This is a genomic window from Streptomyces sp. CC228A (genome assembly GCF_021390935.1).
Classification (GTDB): domain Bacteria; phylum Actinomycetota; class Actinomycetes; order Streptomycetales; family Streptomycetaceae; genus Streptomyces.
Map to the genome: position 1 here is coordinate 310,090 of NZ_JAJPUI010000004.1, position 14,497 is coordinate 324,586.

Genomic DNA, 14,497 nt, shown 5'->3' on the forward strand with positions numbered 1-14,497 from the left:
GTCCAGATTTTTGGCCACCTGTGGTCACGATTTGATAACGCGGAAAGAGTTGTGCGCGTAGATCAGTCCAGACCCCGCAGCACCCCCCGCCTCCTGAGTACTTCCAGGGCGTACTCCGCTGCGCGCCGACTGATCTCCTGAGCTTCGCCTCCCGAGATGTGTGGGCTGACCATGGTCACCAGATCCATGTTGCCCCGGCGTAGCTCCTCGGAGAGTTCGGCGGCCTCCGTGCTCCGGTCGATCTGGGCGCCCGCGACGAGTTCCGTGCCGTCCGTCAGCGTGATGGAGTCCGCGCCGGCCAGTACGGCGTCGCAGGAGCCAGCTCGCATGCCGAACCCGGCCTCCAGCTTCGCGTACGAGGTGGCGCTGACCCTCTCGCCCCGCTCGATCTTGGTGTACGTCGTGACGGTGAATCCGCAGCGTTCTGCCGCGACCACCTTGTTGGTGATGCCCAGCTGGATGCGCCGCTGGGTCGCAAGCGCCCCGAGTCTCTGTCGGTGGCTGGCGAGGTCATCACTGGTAGGCACCATGCCGCACATGATGGCAGCTACCTCTAGCTACCGCCATAAACACCTAAGGCTGCGGCCGAATCTCTACGCAGTGCTGCAAGGCGGCGGGGGGTCGCACCTCGGGGAAGGTAGAGATTTCTAGAGGCTACTGGCAAGTATCTCTAGAAATCTCTACCAAGCGGCGCTAGGTTTCTCCACATGCACAGACCCCCAGCCACCTTCCAGGTGGACGGGGCGGCCATCCGCATCCGCCGCAAGCAGCTCGGACTCACCCGCAACCAGTGCGCCGAGGCCGCGGGCATCACAGGCCCCTACCTCAGTCAGCTGGAGAACGGGGTCAGACGCGACATGCGGCCTCCCACATACACGCGCCTGCGCACCGCCCTACAGATCCAGCCAGACGATCAACAGCTCCTCGCGCCTACTGAGGACCCGTACGGAATGGACACTCATGCCCGCCACGAAGGCGTCGACCGCCCGGGCCAAGCCCAGCCCGAGTGAACCGATCCTGGAGCGCTACTACAACGTCAAGCAGGCCACCGTCCGCCTCGGCCTCGCCACCGAAGCCGAGGACGACACCCGCGGACAGAAGTGGCTCCGCGACGGCTTCAACCGCCCGCACGACGGAAGCAAGGGGACGCCGTTCCCCGGCCAGTACATGGCACAGCAGCTGATGTTCAGTGAGTCGGATCTCGCCGCCATCGCTGCCATCGCGCGTGACGAGACGAGCATCCGCAGCCGTCGCCGTATGAGCACCCGGCGTCAGCGGCGGAAGCCGACCTCTCTCAACGCCGCCTGACCACATGAAGCGGGGCCGCGGGGCCATGCCCGGCCCGCAGCGACCCCTCGGCACCTCTACCACGCACAGAGAGAAGAGGACACCGTGGCTACACAGCCTACCGACCTCCCCGGCCAGGCCGGGTTCACCAGCTCCATCCCCCTCATCCCGACCCCAGCGCTGTCCCCGCTGAGCGCGCAGTTGCGCGGCTACATGGCGGCGCTCTCGGCCGCGGAGCACGTGCTGTCGTCCTCGCCCGTCCTGCCCGCGTCCGTGTCGGTTGAGCGAGCGTCGTGGGCGGAGTCGCCGATCGTGCGCGTCTACTTCCACTACGACCCGGAGGCGGTCCGCGTGTTCGCGGAGCGGTTCGGGTGCGCGGTGTCGGTGGAGGAGCGCGGCAGGAGCGTGTACACCGCGGCGACCGGTGTGGTCTGCGGCGTGCGGTTCGAGGCGTGGGCGCTGACGCCCGCCGAGGCGGTGGCGGAGTGAACGCGCGGCGGGTGAGTACGGCGGCTGGCGTGATCTTGGCCGCGATGAAGACGCGGCAGACGGCGGCGGGGATCGCGGCGTCGCTGGAGGCGGCGTGCATGCTCCAGTCGCCGGAGACCGCGGCGGAGATGCGCCGGTTGCGGGAGCGGGTGGCGGAGCTGGAGGCGCGGGTCGGGGACGGGTCGACGCGGTGCGTGGACGAGGACCCGGTGGTGTACACGCTGACGGACGCCGCGGTGGAGATGCTCGCCGAACGCTCCCCGTCCGCCGCTGAGCGGCACGCCCCGGGCGCGTGCCAGTGCCGTACGGACCGGGACGGCGACGGCCGGGGCTGGATCAAGTACCGGGGCCGGGACGGGGAGTTCGTCGGGCTGCGGTGCCGGGACCACGGCGAGCCGGGGGTGGGGTCGTGACCGTCGTCGCCTGGCTGCTGCTCCTCGCCGGCCTCACGGCCGTCTACCTCGCCCTTCAGGTCCTGCTCGGGGGTACCCGGTGAGCGCCGAGCGTCTTCAGCTGCTGCGGGCCGCGGTCCGCGACTACCAGGGCGAGTGGACCACCCACCGCGTGCAGCACTTCTACCGGGCCCGCGGTGTCGACGCGCCGAAGCGCGCGACGGCCCGTGCTGGCCTGGCCCAGCTCGTCCGTGAGGGGCTACTGCTCCTGGACGACACGACCCCGTGGCGGCGAGTGTTCCGCCTCAACCGCATCTCCACGAGGGGAGCCGCGTGATGGCCCGTTGGCCGAAGCGTCCCCACGCCGACCACATCACGAGTGCCGCCCGGATGCTGCGGCAACCCGGGGAGTGGGTGCGGGTGCACAGCTACCGGGCGTCGTATACCGCGGACAGCACCGCTCACCGGATCCGTACGGGGGACTTGATCCTGCCGTACCAGCCCGCGGGGGCGTTCGAGGCGCGGGTGCTGCTGTCGGACGACGAGTGCGTGGTGTACGGCCGGTACGTCGGTCTGGACCGGGTGTGGGCGGACGCGGTGCGGTCCCTGGCCGCGGGGGCCGGTGAGGTCCGGTGATCGGCCGCTTCTGTGACTGCGGCGAGTGGCCGCACGCCCTGGGCTGCATGGCCCTGACTCTGCCGGCCGCGACGGACGCCGACCTCGGTGACCTGGTGGCGGCGGAGGACGGCTACCCCGCCTGCCTGGCCGCGATCCGGCACCCCTCCCACGCCGCGACCCGCCGCTACTTCGCCGCCCACCCGCTGCCCCACCAGACCGACCGGAGGACCGCGTGACCATCGACTTGTCTGTACTGACCCTCGGCCAGGGGCAGCACGCTACCCGCGACGACGGGGTGTGCCTGCTGGAGGCTGTCGCCTGGTGGGCGGGCGAGAGCCACAGCGACGCCCCGCAGTGCGTGAGCCCCGTCCTGGGGGCGTTCGGCCGCAACCTGAACGACGCCCTGCCGCACAGCCTGCGGCAGGAGCTGGTGCCGCTGGTGCCGCTGATGGCCGGTACCGCCGGCGACGGCCGAGACGAGAAGCGCGGCTACCTGGCGGTGGACTGGCTGATCCGCACGTATCTGCCGGCATGGCTGGATGTGGCGGGCCTGGATGTGGAGGCGGCACAGGTGCGGGGGCTGCCGCAGATCGTGGACATCGGGTCGGCCGAGGCGGCTGGTCTGGTGGTCCGTGCGGTGCGCGAGAAGGCACGCATCGCCAGGGCCGCCGCCAGGGCCGCTGCCAGTGCCGCTGCCTGGGCCGCTGCCTGGGCCGCTGCCTGGGACGCCGCCAGGGCCGCCGCCAGTGCCGCCGCCTGGGACGCCGCCAGGGCCGCTGCCTGGGACGCCGCCAGGGCCGCCGCCGGGACCGCTGCCTGGGACGCCGCCAGGGCCGCCGCCAGTGCCGCCGCCAGGGCCGCTGCCTGGGACGCCGCCGGGACCGCTGCCTGGGACGCCGCCAGTGCCGCACTCCAGCCCACCGTCACCACCCTCCAGCGCAGTGCCATCACCCTCCTCCACCACATGACCACCGGGAGCCACATCGACGTGATCGGCGGTGGTGCCGGATGACGACCGCACCCGTGCAGGCCGGGGCCGCGCAGGCCCCGGCCGCCGGGCCCGACCCGATCGAGCCCGGCATCCACTACGACCTCCCCGCCGACCAGTACCACGCCGACCCCGGCTCCCTTTCCTCCACTGGCGCCCGCCGTCTGCTGGCCGCGTGCCCGGCCGTGTTCCGGTACGAGCAGGACCACCCCCAGCCCCACAAGCCGGCGTTCGACCTGGGGACAGCCGCGCACCGGCTCGTTCTCGGCGACGGCCCCAAGCTGGTGTGCGTCGACGCCGACGACTGGCGCACCAAGGCCGCCCGCGCCGAGCGGGACGAGGTGTACGCCGCCGGCGGGGTGCCGCTCCTGCCCCCGGAGTACGAGCAGGTCCACGCGATGGCCGACGCGCTGCGCCGCCACCCGCTCGCCGCGGCCCTGTTCGCCCCCGGAAGCGGGCGGCCGGAGGTGTCGCTGTTCTGGCGGGACGAGCCGACCGGCGTGATGCGGCGGGCCCGCCTGGACTGGCTGCGCCACCGCCGGGACGGGCGGCTGATCGTGCCGGACTACAAGACGGCCCGCGACGCATCCCCCGAGGGGATCGCCCGAGCGGTGGCGGACCACGGCTACCACCAGCAGGCCGCCTGGTACCTCGACGGGGTCCGCGCGCTCGGCCTCGACCAGGCACCCGCGTTCGTGTTCGTGGTGCAGGAGAAGACGCCGCCGTACGTCGTCACCGTCGTCGAGCTGGACTCGATCGCGATGCGGATCGGCGCCGCGAAGAACCGCCGCGCCATCGACACCTACGCGCGCTGCGTCAAGTCCGGGCACTGGCCCGGCTACGCCGACACCGCCACCCCCCTCTACCTCTCCCTGCCCACCTGGGCGCAGATCCGCGACACCGAGGAGTACCTGTGAGGCGCATAACCCCCCTCGCGGACCGCCTCTTCCCCCGCGTCGAACTGGCCGGCTCCTGCTGGGTTTGGACCGGCGCCAGCAACCGCGGCGGATACGGCGTCATCAGCCGCGGCCGGCGCGACGGAACAACCGTGGTGCACCGCGCGGTGTGGGAGCTTCTCGTCGGCCCCATCCCCGACGGGCTGGAGCTCGACCACCTGTGCCGTGTCCGGTCCTGCTGCAACCCCGACCACCTGGAGCCGGTGAGCCGCGCGGTGAACGTCGCGCGCGGCGCCCAGGCCGCCGGGGTCCCGCGTCGGTCCGCCTGCCGGAACGGCCACCCGTTCACGCCCGACAACACCCTGCCGAACGGCAGCCACGGCCGAGCCTGCCGCGCCTGCCACAACGCCGCCAACCGCCGGTACCGCGCCCGAAAGAAGACCGCCGCATGACCGAGATCGCCATCCACGAAGACCAGACCATCGCCACCCGCGCCGACGTGCCGCTGGCCGACCGACCGGAGCCCATGACCAGCGAGCTGCTGCTGTGGGTGCAGGAGGCGCGGCAGGCCGCGCAGATCGCTACATCGCTGGCGAAGACGTCGTTCGTCCCGGCTTCCCTGCGGGGGAAGCCCGAGGACATCACGGCCGCGATCCTCGCCGGGCAGGAGCTGGGTCTCCGGCCGATGGCGACGCTCCGTTCGATGGACGTCATTCAGGGGACCCCGGCGCTGCGGGCCCACGCGATGCGGGGCCTGGTCCAGTCTCACGGGCACAGCGTCCAGCTCGTCGAGTCCACGCCGCAGTACTGCCAAATGCGGGGCCGCCGCAAGGGCGAGGAGGAGTGGCAGGTCGTCGAGTGGGACCTGGACCGCGCGGGCGGGCTCGGACTCCTCAGTAAGTCGGAGTGGAAGAAGCAGCCGAAGACGATGCTCGTCGCCCGCGCGACGGGGGAGATCTGCCGGCTGATCGCCTCCGACGTGCTGCACGCCATGCCGTACGCCGCCGAGGAACTGGCGACGGCGGGCGACGGAGAGTTCGCCGAGCGCGTGGCCGCGCCCCGAGTCAGCGCCGACGAGATCCTCGGCCCGGACGCCGAGGCCGCCAGCCCCGGCGGCGCCCCGCGCGTGACCGCCGACGAACTCACCGCCGGGGGTGAGCAGTCCGACTGGCCGTCGGCCGCCGAGCCGGGCTCGAAGGGCGGTGACCGGTGATGCGTCTCATCCGCCGCCTCCGTACCGCCCAGACCGTCATCACCGCCCAGGCTGCCCGGATCCGGGAGTTGGAGCAGCAGCTCGCCGCCGAGCAGGACCGGGCCCGGACCCTGGCCCGCACCGGTGACCCGCACCTCGTCGACGACCTGGACCGGCAGATCCGCGTCCTGCACTCGACGGTGGCCGAGCTGCGTGCCGGCCGCCCCGACGACGCGCAGACCGCGGAGCTGCGGCGCCGCCTGCACCTGGAGCGCCGGACTGCCCGCGAGCTGCACGACCGGCTCGCCCTGCTACAGGCCGCGAACGAGGCCGCCGCGCGCGCCAGCTACGACCGGCGGTGGGCCGCGTGACCGCCACCCAGACCCCCGCGGCCGGGACGAGCCTGACTCTCCCGGCCGCGGCCGGGGCCACCCGCAGCGCTGCGTGGCAGGACCGCGCGGCCTGCCGCGGGCTGGCCGACGACACCATGTACCCCCATCCCACCGACGCCGCCGGCATCGAAACCGCCCGCCGCGACTACTGCAACCTCTGCCCCGTCCGCATCGAGTGCCTGACCGCCGCCCTCGATAACGAGGGCTCGGCCGCGGCCAGGCACCGGCACGGAATCTGCGCCGGCACCACGCCCGAACAGCGCGCCTACATGCACACCCTGCTCCGGCAGGGCCGCTCCCGGGCGGAAGTGTTCGCCTCCGCCCTGATGCCGCCGCGGCGCCGCCGTCGGTCCTTGGACGGGATCCGGGAGTACTACGAGGAGCACGCGGCCCCGGCCGACCTCGACGGGCACCGGGTGTGGTCGGGGAAGAACGGGCTGGACCTGGCCGGACGGGTCTACACCCCTAACCAGGTCGCCTTCATGGTCACCCGCCGCCGTGCTCCGCAGGGGTGGGTTCGCCGCACCTGCGACGTGGCCCGCTGTGTCGCGCACCTCGCGGACGAGCGGGACCGCGTCCAGCAGGACGGGAGGGCCGCCGCATGAGGCTCATGAACCGCCGCACGCTCGCCGCGGACACCACCGACGGGTTCGCTGGTGCCGGTGGCTCCTCCACGGGCGCCGTCCAGGCAGGCGTCATCGTCCGTACCGCACTGAACCACTGGCGCCTCGCGGTCGACGTCCACAACGCCAACCACCCCGACACCGCCCACGACTGCGCCGACATCTCCCAGGTCGACCCCCGCAGGTACCCGACCACCACGTTCGCGTGGTTCTCCCCGTCGTGCACGAACCACTCCATCGCGCAGGGCAAGCGGCGCCACCAGGACGCGACGCCGGACCTGTTCGGGGAGATCCTCCCGGACGAGGCCGCCGAACGCTCCCGGGCGACGATGTGGGACGTCGTCCGGTTCGCGGAGTACCACCGCTACCGGGCGATCATCGTCGAGAACGTCGTCGATGCCCGCCAGTGGGTGCTGTGGCCCGCGTGGATCGCCGCGTTCCAGGCCATGAACTACCGGCTCCGTGTCGTCTACCTCAACTCCATGCACGCCCAGGCCCTCGGCCCCGGCGCCCCACAGTCCCGCGACCGCATGTACGTGGTGCTGTGGCTCGACGGCGAACGCGCCCCGGACTTCGAGCGCTGGACCCGACCCATGGCGCACTGCGCCCGCTGCGACCGCACCGGACGGGCGATCCAGGCGTGGAAGAACCCCGACCGCCGCTACGGCAAGTACCGCGCCCAGTACGTGTGGCGCTGCCCCACGGCCCGCTGCCACGCCGAAGTGCACCCCACCGTTCGGCCCGCCGCCGACGCCATCGACTGGACCCTCCCGGCCCAGCGCATCGCCGACCGGACCCGGCCCCTCGCCGCCAAGACCATGCAGCGCGTCCGCGACGGGTTCAACGCGTACGCCCAGCTGCTCCTCGTCCCCGTCGAAGGCCGCGACGGAAAGACCGCCCGGCCGGCGGACGAGCCGATGCGGACCTGCACGGCCAGGAACGAAACCGGGCTCGCGGTGCCGCCGTACGTGGTCGAGCTACGCGGCGGCGGCTCCAAGCACCGGCCCGTCACCGCTCCGCTGGCGACCGTGTGCGCGTCCGGCAACCACCACGGCCTCACCGTCCCGAACCTGGTCGTGCCCTACTACGGCAACGCCACCCCGCGCCCGGCCGCCGAGCCGCTCCCCACGGTCACCGCCGTCGACCGGCACGGCCTCCTCCAGGGCGCCACCGTCACGGCCGTAGAGGAGCTGGGCTTCCGGATGCTGGGGCCCGCCGAGTACGCGCGGGCCATGGAGTTCCCCGAGGACTACATCTGGCTCGGTAACAAGCGCGAGCGCGTGCGGATGGCCGGGAACGCCGTCACCCCGCCCGCGGCCCGGGACCTGTTCGCCATGGTCGCCTCTGCGGTTCTCGGCGCCGACTACGAGCCCCCGAGCTCCCGGTGACCGCCCGCCGTCCGCCGCCGGTGTGCGGCGACTGCCGGCCCGGCCACGCGGGACGGGTCCGGCTGTACCCCGCGGGCTGGCGCTGCGACCACCACGCACCCCGACCACGGCCCCGGCCGCCTACCTGACCGCCCCTGGCCCGGGGCCACCACGCCCCGGGCCCCCACACCGCACCGACCGCACGCTGAACGACCGGAGAGAAGGCCCGATGCCCTGGTTCAAGATCGATGACGCGTCCCACAGCCACCCCAAGTTCGTGGCCGCGGGCAACGCCGCCATCGGCTTGTTCGTCCGGTGCGGCGCCTACTCCGCCCAGCACCTCACCGAGGGCATCGTGCCCGGCGTCATCGCCGGCCTGTACGGCACCGCCCCGCAGGCCCGGAAGCTCGTCAAGGTCGGCCTGTGGCACGAGCCGGGCCACGACTGCCCGCGCTGCCCGCAGCCGAAGCCCGGTGACTACGTCGTCCACGACTTCTTCGAGGGCGGCCGGAACGCCACCCGCGCCCAGGTGGAGGCGAGCCGGAAGGGTGCCGCGGAGCGGGCCGCGAAGAGCCGCCAAGCCAGAAAGCGCACCGAAAACGCCAACGAATCGAAGAACATTCACGATACAACCGGCGACGATTCGAGCGCGGATCGAGACGGAAACGAACCCCAGTTTCCCGACTCCGCCGCAGGCCAGGGGGGCCTGTCACACCGCACGGGCCTGCCAGGCGTCACGCCTGCCCAAGCCACATCCACGCCATACCAGGTACCTCCTACGGAGGTACCTCCTCCCCCTCCCCCCTCCGCAGCCAAGCCCGCCGCCGAGGTCGCTCCCGTCAGCGGACGAGGAGAGATCCAACCCCTCATCGACGCCATGGGCGCCCGCGGCATGCGCGTCACCTGGACCTTCAGCGGCAGCGAATGGCTCGACCTCCGCGACGCCGTCCGCCGCGTCGGCATCAACGACCTCGTCGACTACGCCGCCCGCTCCTGGCAAGCCGCCCGCGACAAGCCCCACAGTGCCCGCTACTTCCTCCGCGGCTGGATCGGCCTCCAAGCCCCCGCCGCGCCCAGCACGCCCGGCGCCTTCACCGGCCCCCCGTCCCCCGCCCAGACCTACCTGACCGAGATGCAGGCCATCGCCGCCGAACTCCGCGCCGCCGAAGGAGGCACCCCGTGAACCCGTCCGAAGTGCCCCAGCTCCTCGCCCAGATCGCCCTCGCAGACCCCCGCGTCCGCCGCACCGACCACATCGAACTCCGCGCCCAAATCCACATGTGGGCCGGGATCCTCGCCGACGTGCCCTACGACGCCGCCATCCGCTACGCCCAGCAGCACTACGAGCGAGCGACCTACCCGATCCTCCCCGCGGACATCGCCACGCGCTGGCACGCGGATGTCCGCGACCGCCTCACCCGCCACACCGGCACTTTCGAGCCGCTGAAGCACCCCCAGCTCGACCCCGACGACGAAGCCGGCTACCGGCGGGCCCTCGCCGCCGAGCGCCACGCCGTCGCCACCGGCATGCAGCAGCCGGACACCACCCGGGCCATCACCGCCGGCCCCGCCGCCGCAGAGGTCACCCGACGCCTGGAGCAGCTCGGCGCCTACATGCCGCAGCACGTCCGCGACGCCCTCACCCCCCGCACCAGTGAGCAGCCGCCCAGCCCGACCTGGCGCGCCGTGCCCTGCCCGTACTGCCGGGCGGAACCGCGCCGCCCGTGCACCACCGCCACCGGCCGCCGCCTCACCCACCCCCACCCGTCCCGCATCGACACCGCCGCCCAGCCCGCCGCGTGACCGGCGACCCGGTTCCACCACCCACCCGACACAAGGAGACCCGCCGTGAAGAGCCCGGTCCCGTACTTCGGCAGCAAGCAGCGCATCGCCCCGTGGATCGCGTCGCTGCTCCCCGAACACGGCCACTACGTTGAGCCGTACTGCGGCGGCCTGTCCGTCCTCCTCGCCAAGCCGGCCGCGCCGATGGAGACCGTCAACGACCTCGACGGCGAGCTGATGACGTTCTGGCGCGTCCTGCGCGACCGGCCCACCGAGCTCATCCGGGCGTGCGCGCTCACCCCGCACTCCCGCACCGAACTCGCGGCCGCCCACGAGGCCGCTGGCGACGAATTGGAGCTCGCCCGCCGGATCTGGTGCCGCCTCGCCCAGGGTCGCGCCGGCACCCTCCGCCAAACCGGCTGGCGTCACTACATCGCCCCCGCCGGTTCCACCCTCGGCATGCCCGGCTACATGGACGCCTACGTCGACCGGCTCGCCGCCGCGGCAGAGCGCCTCCACCACGTGTCCCTGGAGGCCCTGCCCGCTCTCGACATCATCGCCAAGTACGGCGCCAACTGTGACGTGCTGCTGTACGTCGACCCTCCCTACCTCGGCAGCACCCGCCCGTGGTCGAACTACCGCGTCGAGATGAAGGGCGAGGCCGAGCACCGCGAACTCGCGGCCGCACTCCACGCCTGCCGCGCCACGGTCGTCCTCTCCGGCTACGACAGCCCCCTGTACGCCGAGCTGTACGCAGGCTGGCACCGGTACGAGCAGCAGACCATGACCGGCAACGCGCAGGCCTCGAAGGGACGCACAGAGGTCCTGTGGGCCAACCGGCCCCTCGCAGGACAGGACGAGCTGTTCGCCGTCCACGCCACCGCCTGACCCAGCCGGTCCCACCCCGAGGCAAGCGGGGCGGGACCGCTCCCAGCATCCACCACCTCACCCCAGGAGACCACCGTGCCCGCCCGTATCCAGCGCCGCCGCGCCCGCGGTTGGCGCGCCCCCGCAGGCGCCGTCTACGTCGGACGGCCCACCCGCTGGGGCAACCCTTTCCCGACCTACAGCAGCACCGAGCAGGAGCGCCGGACCGCCACAGGGCTGTTCATCAACCTCCTCGGCACCCGCCACGACGCACCCCACCCGGAACACCTCGCCGCGTACCCGTCCGACGACGAGATCCGCCGCGACCTCGCCGGCCGCGACCTCATGTGCTGGTGCCCGCTCGACCAGCCCTGCCACGCGGACGTGCTGCTGCGCTACGCCAACGCCACCGAGGAGCGCCCGTGACCCTCAGAGCGCTCGCCACGGTCCTCGCCTACTGGACCGCCACCACCGACAGGAACGCCCGTGATCACCCCCGGCCAGACCTACCGCTCCGCCACCCCCCGCGGCGGACCCCGCATCCTCATCCAGAGCTACACCCCCGGCCGCACCCACGCTTGGGCCGTCGACGCCGCCACTGGTCAGCGGGGCCGCTGGATCCTCGTCACCGCCCTGCACCAGACCCCCGTCACCCGCACCGGCCAGCCCCGCCGCACCGGATACGTCCTGGAGGCGCTGTGACCCCCGCCGACGAACTCCGCACCGCCGCCGCCCTCCTGCGCGACCTCGCCGAGCGCGCCACCCACGAGAACCGCCCGCACTGGCACACCGGCCACACCCTCGGCAGCCGCAGCCCCGTCGTCATCGACCACCCCGACGAGCCGAGCGTCCTCATCGAGACCTACGCCGCCCGCCTGGAGGCCGTGAACCGGTACGTGGTCGCGATGGCCCCCGCCATTGGGACCGCGCTCGCCGACTGGCTGGAGCACACGGCCAAGCTCGCCTCCCTGTACGCCGACCTCCACCACGCCGAGACCGGCACCCCCGTGGCCGAGCCCCACCCCGACGGGGCGATCCGCAACGCCCTCGCTGTGGCCCGCGCCATCCTCCACACCCAGCCCGAGGAGGCGCTGTGAGCACCCCTGAGCCGCCCCGCAGGCCCCGCCTGGACCAGATGGCCGACAACGACCTCGACGCGCTCTACGCACGCCTGGAAGCCCTTGAGGGGCGTGCCTGCGAGGCGTCACTCGTCGGCCCGTTCAACACCCCGATCGGTCCGTGCACCCTCCGCCACGGACACGGCGGCCCCGTCCACCGGGCGCCCGACGGCGCCACGTGGTGGCGCCACCCCGAGGAGCCTGCCCCGGACAGCCTCCGCGACCAGTACGCCACCGCCATCAGCCGCGTCCTTCTCGACAGCGCCGGGCGCCTCGTCCCCCAGCACATCGCGGAGACCGCGCAGGCCGTCCGCGACACCACCGACGCGATCCTCGCCGTGCGCGACACCGAAATACAGCAACTCCGCGACGAGCTGGCCGCCGAGCGGGACGTGAGCCGTCGCCTCCTCGACCAGCGGCAGGAGATGGCCGCCGAACGGTACGCCTGGCAGGAACGCGGCGACCGCGCCGAGCAGCGCGCCGAACGCGCCGCCGCCGAGTGCGACCGGATCGAAGAAGAAGTTCGCACCCACCTCCAGGGCCACGCCTACAGCGGCGCGTACCTCGCCGCGATCCGCCGCATCCGCGCCGCCCTCGACGAGCCCACCCACACCAAGGAGCAGTGCGACTGCCCGCCCACACAGGCCGGGCTCGAACTCTGCCCCCGCTGCCCCGACCACACCACCCCCTGACGACGAAGGGGCGCGCCCACACCTCCCCAGGCCCGGCGCGCCCCCGGCGCTCCGCCCACCCTACGCACCCGCACCACAGGAGCCCGCGTGACCACCACCGCCACCGCGCACAACCTCCGCACCACCGCACTCCACTGGACCGACCTCCGCCAGACCCTCGGCACCACCCCCACCACCTGGCCCCCCACCGGCCTCCGCACCTACCTCACCGCCCTGGAGCAGTACGACGCCGACGAGGCCCGCCAGCTCCGCTCCCTGGAGCGGTCCCCCGAGCAGCTCGGCCACACCGCGGCGCCCCTCTCCATCCGCGTCCTCGACACCATGCGCACCGTCGAGACCGCCCTCGTCGCCACCGCCGACCAGATCGCCGACGCCGTCCAGCGACCCGTCATGAGCCCCCTCCCCGCCGGCTACCCCGAGGCCGACCGGCGCCGACGCGAACTCCTCGTCCTCCAGGACCGCCGCGACCCGCGCCGCTGGCGGTGGACCGGCACCCGCCCAGGCGCCCCCTACGCCGCCCTGTGGCTCCTCGCCCGCATCCAGGGCGCCCCCGGCCCGTTCCGGCCCCTCACCGAGGCACACAGCCGCCACATCGCCCGCGTCGCCGCCGAGGCCGCCCGCCGCGTCGAGCACACACTCGACCTCGCCGACCACCGCCGCACCCTCACCGACACCCACCCCTGCCCCTGTGGAGGCCACATCGAGGTCTACGGCGGCGCCGGCGCCCAGCCCGTCGCCCGCTGCCGCGGGTGCGGAGCCCTGTGGACCGAGTCCGGCGTCGTCGCCGCCTGACCCGCACCCGATCCGGACCGGGTCCGGACACGACGAGACCCCCGACCCGACAAGCGGGCGGGGGTCTCGCGTGCGGCGCGGCTACTCGGCGGGCTTCGCCTTGCGGCCCCGTTCGCCAGCCTCGATCTGCTGCACTCGGGCCAGGGAGATGCCCAACGTCTTCGCGATCTGCCGGTAGCTGACGTTCTGCTCCCGCAGCGCTACCACGGCGGCCTGCCGGATTTCCCGGAGCCGTGAGCCCTGCACGGGCCACTCAGCCAGCAGCGCGCCCGCGCGCTTCGCTCGCTCGACCGGATCGGTCATCCGCTCCAGTGCGTCGACGGTCTCAATCACGAGCCGCACCTCCTTCTCGTCGTCCGGCTGTTCGGCCAAGGCTGCTCCCTTCTCGGGGGAGCGCGTCCACTCTGGACAACCGTACAGCTCCCGCTGTACGGTGACAATCGTCCGCTGTACGGCGGAACGAGCGCGTCCCCGTGCTCCAACAAGACGGCCCCGGTCGGGCTTCCACACACCGACCGGGGCCAGCCATCCCACCTGCCTACCAGGAGGAACAGCCATGCCAGAGCGTACCCAGACCACCCAGCAGGACGAAGCCCTCCAACGCGTCCGCGCCCTCCAGCAGCAGGCCGCCGCCGACTACGCCGCCGCCCAGAACCCGGCCCGCCGCGCCGCCGCACGCAACCAGCACGCCCTCGCCATCGCCCACGCCCACGACTCCGCCACCGCTAACACCCCCCGCTAAGGAGCACCCCATGCAGAACACCGCCTTCCCCACCGCCTGGCCGAAGAGCGTCATCGCCCGCTACCTCACCGTCGCCGGCGCGACCGTCGACCTCACCGGCTGCGGCGACCACACGTACTACCGCTGCACCGGATGCGGCTACACAACCCACGGAATCTCGGTCATCGAGCGGGTCGCCCGCGAGCGCGCCCAAGGCCACGCCGAGACCTGCCGCGCCCTGCCCCGCCCCGCCTGACCGACCCGTCACCCGGCCGGGCCCA

The 14,497-nt window shown here is 73.1% G+C and carries 26 protein-coding genes; 24 read left to right on the plus strand and 2 right to left on the minus strand.

What is annotated here, in order from left to right:
- Positions 1 to 62: 62 nt before the first annotated feature.
- Entirely contained in the window at positions 63 to 530 is a 468-nt protein-coding gene (locus L6E17_RS14115) for a helix-turn-helix transcriptional regulator (protein ID WP_236241117.1), read from the minus strand.
- A 177-nt stretch (positions 531 to 707) separates the two neighbouring features.
- Between L6E17_RS14115 and L6E17_RS14120 the strand changes: the two genes are divergently transcribed.
- The 22 genes from L6E17_RS14120 (at position 708) to L6E17_RS14225 (ending at position 13,495) form a co-directional block, all read left to right on the plus strand.
- Positions 708 to 1,010 carry a helix-turn-helix domain-containing protein gene (locus L6E17_RS14120; RefSeq protein WP_236241118.1) on the plus strand — a complete coding sequence of 101 codons (303 nt, stop codon included), beginning with the start codon at positions 708 to 710 and terminating at the stop codon, positions 1,008 to 1,010.
- Entirely contained in the window at positions 961 to 1,308 is a 348-nt protein-coding gene (locus L6E17_RS14125; RefSeq protein ID WP_236241119.1) for a hypothetical protein, read from the plus strand. The genes L6E17_RS14120 and L6E17_RS14125 overlap by 50 nt, the downstream gene beginning before the upstream one ends.
- A gap of 84 nt (positions 1,309 to 1,392) precedes the next feature.
- On the plus strand, positions 1,393 to 1,776 hold the full coding sequence (locus L6E17_RS14130) for a hypothetical protein (RefSeq protein ID WP_236241120.1): 384 nt from the start codon (positions 1,393 to 1,395) through the stop codon (positions 1,774 to 1,776).
- Between the two features lie 29 nt (positions 1,777 to 1,805).
- Entirely contained in the window at positions 1,806 to 2,189 is a 384-nt protein-coding gene (locus tag L6E17_RS14135) for a hypothetical protein (protein ID WP_236241121.1), read from the plus strand.
- Positions 2,190 to 2,268: 79 nt separating this feature from the next.
- Positions 2,269 to 2,505, plus strand: coding sequence for a hypothetical protein (locus L6E17_RS14140; RefSeq protein WP_236241122.1), 237 nt, complete (start codon positions 2,269 to 2,271; stop codon positions 2,503 to 2,505).
- Positions 2,505 to 2,804, plus strand: coding sequence for a hypothetical protein (locus L6E17_RS14145; protein WP_236241123.1), 300 nt, complete (start codon positions 2,505 to 2,507; stop codon positions 2,802 to 2,804). Before L6E17_RS14140 ends, L6E17_RS14145 begins: the two co-directional genes overlap by 1 nt.
- Positions 2,805 to 2,851: 47 nt before the next feature.
- A complete protein-coding gene (locus tag L6E17_RS14150; protein ID WP_236241124.1) occupies positions 2,852 to 3,022 on the plus strand; it encodes a hypothetical protein in 171 nt (56 codons plus the stop codon).
- The gene (locus L6E17_RS14155) at positions 3,019 to 3,798 is read left to right on the plus strand and encodes a hypothetical protein (protein WP_236241125.1); all 780 of its coding nucleotides are present in this window, start codon (positions 3,019 to 3,021) and stop codon (positions 3,796 to 3,798) included. The genes L6E17_RS14150 and L6E17_RS14155 overlap by 4 nt, the downstream gene beginning before the upstream one ends.
- A complete protein-coding gene (locus tag L6E17_RS14160) occupies positions 3,795 to 4,691 on the plus strand; it encodes a PD-(D/E)XK nuclease-like domain-containing protein (RefSeq protein WP_236241126.1) in 897 nt (298 codons plus the stop codon). The genes L6E17_RS14155 and L6E17_RS14160 overlap by 4 nt, the downstream gene beginning before the upstream one ends.
- On the plus strand, positions 4,688 to 5,122 hold the full coding sequence (locus L6E17_RS14165) for an HNH endonuclease signature motif containing protein (protein WP_236241127.1): 435 nt from the start codon (positions 4,688 to 4,690) through the stop codon (positions 5,120 to 5,122). The genes L6E17_RS14160 and L6E17_RS14165 overlap by 4 nt, the downstream gene beginning before the upstream one ends.
- Positions 5,119 to 5,883, plus strand: coding sequence for a hypothetical protein (locus L6E17_RS14170; protein WP_236241128.1), 765 nt, complete (start codon positions 5,119 to 5,121; stop codon positions 5,881 to 5,883). The genes L6E17_RS14165 and L6E17_RS14170 overlap by 4 nt, the downstream gene beginning before the upstream one ends.
- Positions 5,880 to 6,233 carry a hypothetical protein gene (locus L6E17_RS14175; protein ID WP_236241129.1) on the plus strand — a complete coding sequence of 118 codons (354 nt, stop codon included), beginning with the start codon at positions 5,880 to 5,882 and terminating at the stop codon, positions 6,231 to 6,233. The genes L6E17_RS14170 and L6E17_RS14175 overlap by 4 nt, the downstream gene beginning before the upstream one ends.
- Positions 6,230 to 6,859, plus strand: a complete 630-nt coding sequence (locus L6E17_RS14180; protein ID WP_236241130.1) for a WhiB family transcriptional regulator — start codon at positions 6,230 to 6,232, stop codon at positions 6,857 to 6,859. The genes L6E17_RS14175 and L6E17_RS14180 overlap by 4 nt, the downstream gene beginning before the upstream one ends.
- A complete protein-coding gene (locus L6E17_RS14185) occupies positions 6,856 to 8,265 on the plus strand; it encodes a DNA cytosine methyltransferase (RefSeq protein WP_236241131.1) in 1,410 nt (469 codons plus the stop codon). Before L6E17_RS14180 ends, L6E17_RS14185 begins: the two co-directional genes overlap by 4 nt.
- A gap of 208 nt (positions 8,266 to 8,473) precedes the next feature.
- On the plus strand, positions 8,474 to 9,427 hold the full coding sequence (locus L6E17_RS14190; protein ID WP_236241132.1) for a mucin-2: 954 nt from the start codon (positions 8,474 to 8,476) through the stop codon (positions 9,425 to 9,427).
- Positions 9,424 to 10,047: a hypothetical protein gene (locus L6E17_RS14195; RefSeq protein ID WP_236241133.1), complete on the plus strand. Its 624-nt coding sequence runs from the start codon at positions 9,424 to 9,426 to the stop codon at positions 10,045 to 10,047. The genes L6E17_RS14190 and L6E17_RS14195 overlap by 4 nt, the downstream gene beginning before the upstream one ends.
- A 45-nt stretch (positions 10,048 to 10,092) precedes the next feature.
- Positions 10,093 to 10,914 (plus strand): DNA adenine methylase, encoded by an 822-nt coding sequence (locus tag L6E17_RS14200; protein ID WP_236241134.1) that lies wholly within the window; start codon positions 10,093 to 10,095, stop codon positions 10,912 to 10,914.
- Between the two features lie 75 nt (positions 10,915 to 10,989).
- A complete protein-coding gene (locus tag L6E17_RS14205; protein WP_236241135.1) occupies positions 10,990 to 11,319 on the plus strand; it encodes a DUF4326 domain-containing protein in 330 nt (109 codons plus the stop codon).
- Positions 11,320 to 11,379: 60 nt separating this feature from the next.
- Entirely contained in the window at positions 11,380 to 11,595 is a 216-nt protein-coding gene (locus L6E17_RS14210; RefSeq protein ID WP_236241136.1) for a hypothetical protein, read from the plus strand.
- On the plus strand, positions 11,592 to 11,990 hold the full coding sequence (locus L6E17_RS14215; protein ID WP_236241137.1) for a hypothetical protein: 399 nt from the start codon (positions 11,592 to 11,594) through the stop codon (positions 11,988 to 11,990). The genes L6E17_RS14210 and L6E17_RS14215 overlap by 4 nt, the downstream gene beginning before the upstream one ends.
- Positions 11,987 to 12,703, plus strand: coding sequence for a hypothetical protein (locus L6E17_RS14220; RefSeq protein ID WP_236241138.1), 717 nt, complete (start codon positions 11,987 to 11,989; stop codon positions 12,701 to 12,703). Before L6E17_RS14215 ends, L6E17_RS14220 begins: the two co-directional genes overlap by 4 nt.
- A gap of 87 nt (positions 12,704 to 12,790) precedes the next feature.
- On the plus strand, positions 12,791 to 13,495 hold the full coding sequence (locus L6E17_RS14225) for a hypothetical protein (RefSeq protein WP_236241139.1): 705 nt from the start codon (positions 12,791 to 12,793) through the stop codon (positions 13,493 to 13,495).
- Between the two features lie 81 nt (positions 13,496 to 13,576).
- On the opposite strand, the gene L6E17_RS14230 is transcribed toward L6E17_RS14225, so the two are convergent.
- Positions 13,577 to 13,867, minus strand: coding sequence for a helix-turn-helix transcriptional regulator (locus tag L6E17_RS14230; protein ID WP_236241140.1), 291 nt, complete (start codon positions 13,865 to 13,867; stop codon positions 13,577 to 13,579).
- Between the two features lie 184 nt (positions 13,868 to 14,051).
- Between L6E17_RS14230 and L6E17_RS14235 the strand changes: the two genes are divergently transcribed.
- Both L6E17_RS14235 and L6E17_RS14240 read left to right on the plus strand, forming a co-directional pair.
- Complete coding sequence (locus tag L6E17_RS14235; protein ID WP_236241141.1) at positions 14,052 to 14,237, plus strand: hypothetical protein; 186 nt, start codon at positions 14,052 to 14,054, stop codon at positions 14,235 to 14,237.
- A 10-nt stretch (positions 14,238 to 14,247) separates the two neighbouring features.
- Positions 14,248 to 14,472 (plus strand): hypothetical protein, encoded by a 225-nt coding sequence (locus L6E17_RS14240; protein WP_236241142.1) that lies wholly within the window; start codon positions 14,248 to 14,250, stop codon positions 14,470 to 14,472.
- Positions 14,473 to 14,497 lie beyond the last annotated feature (25 nt).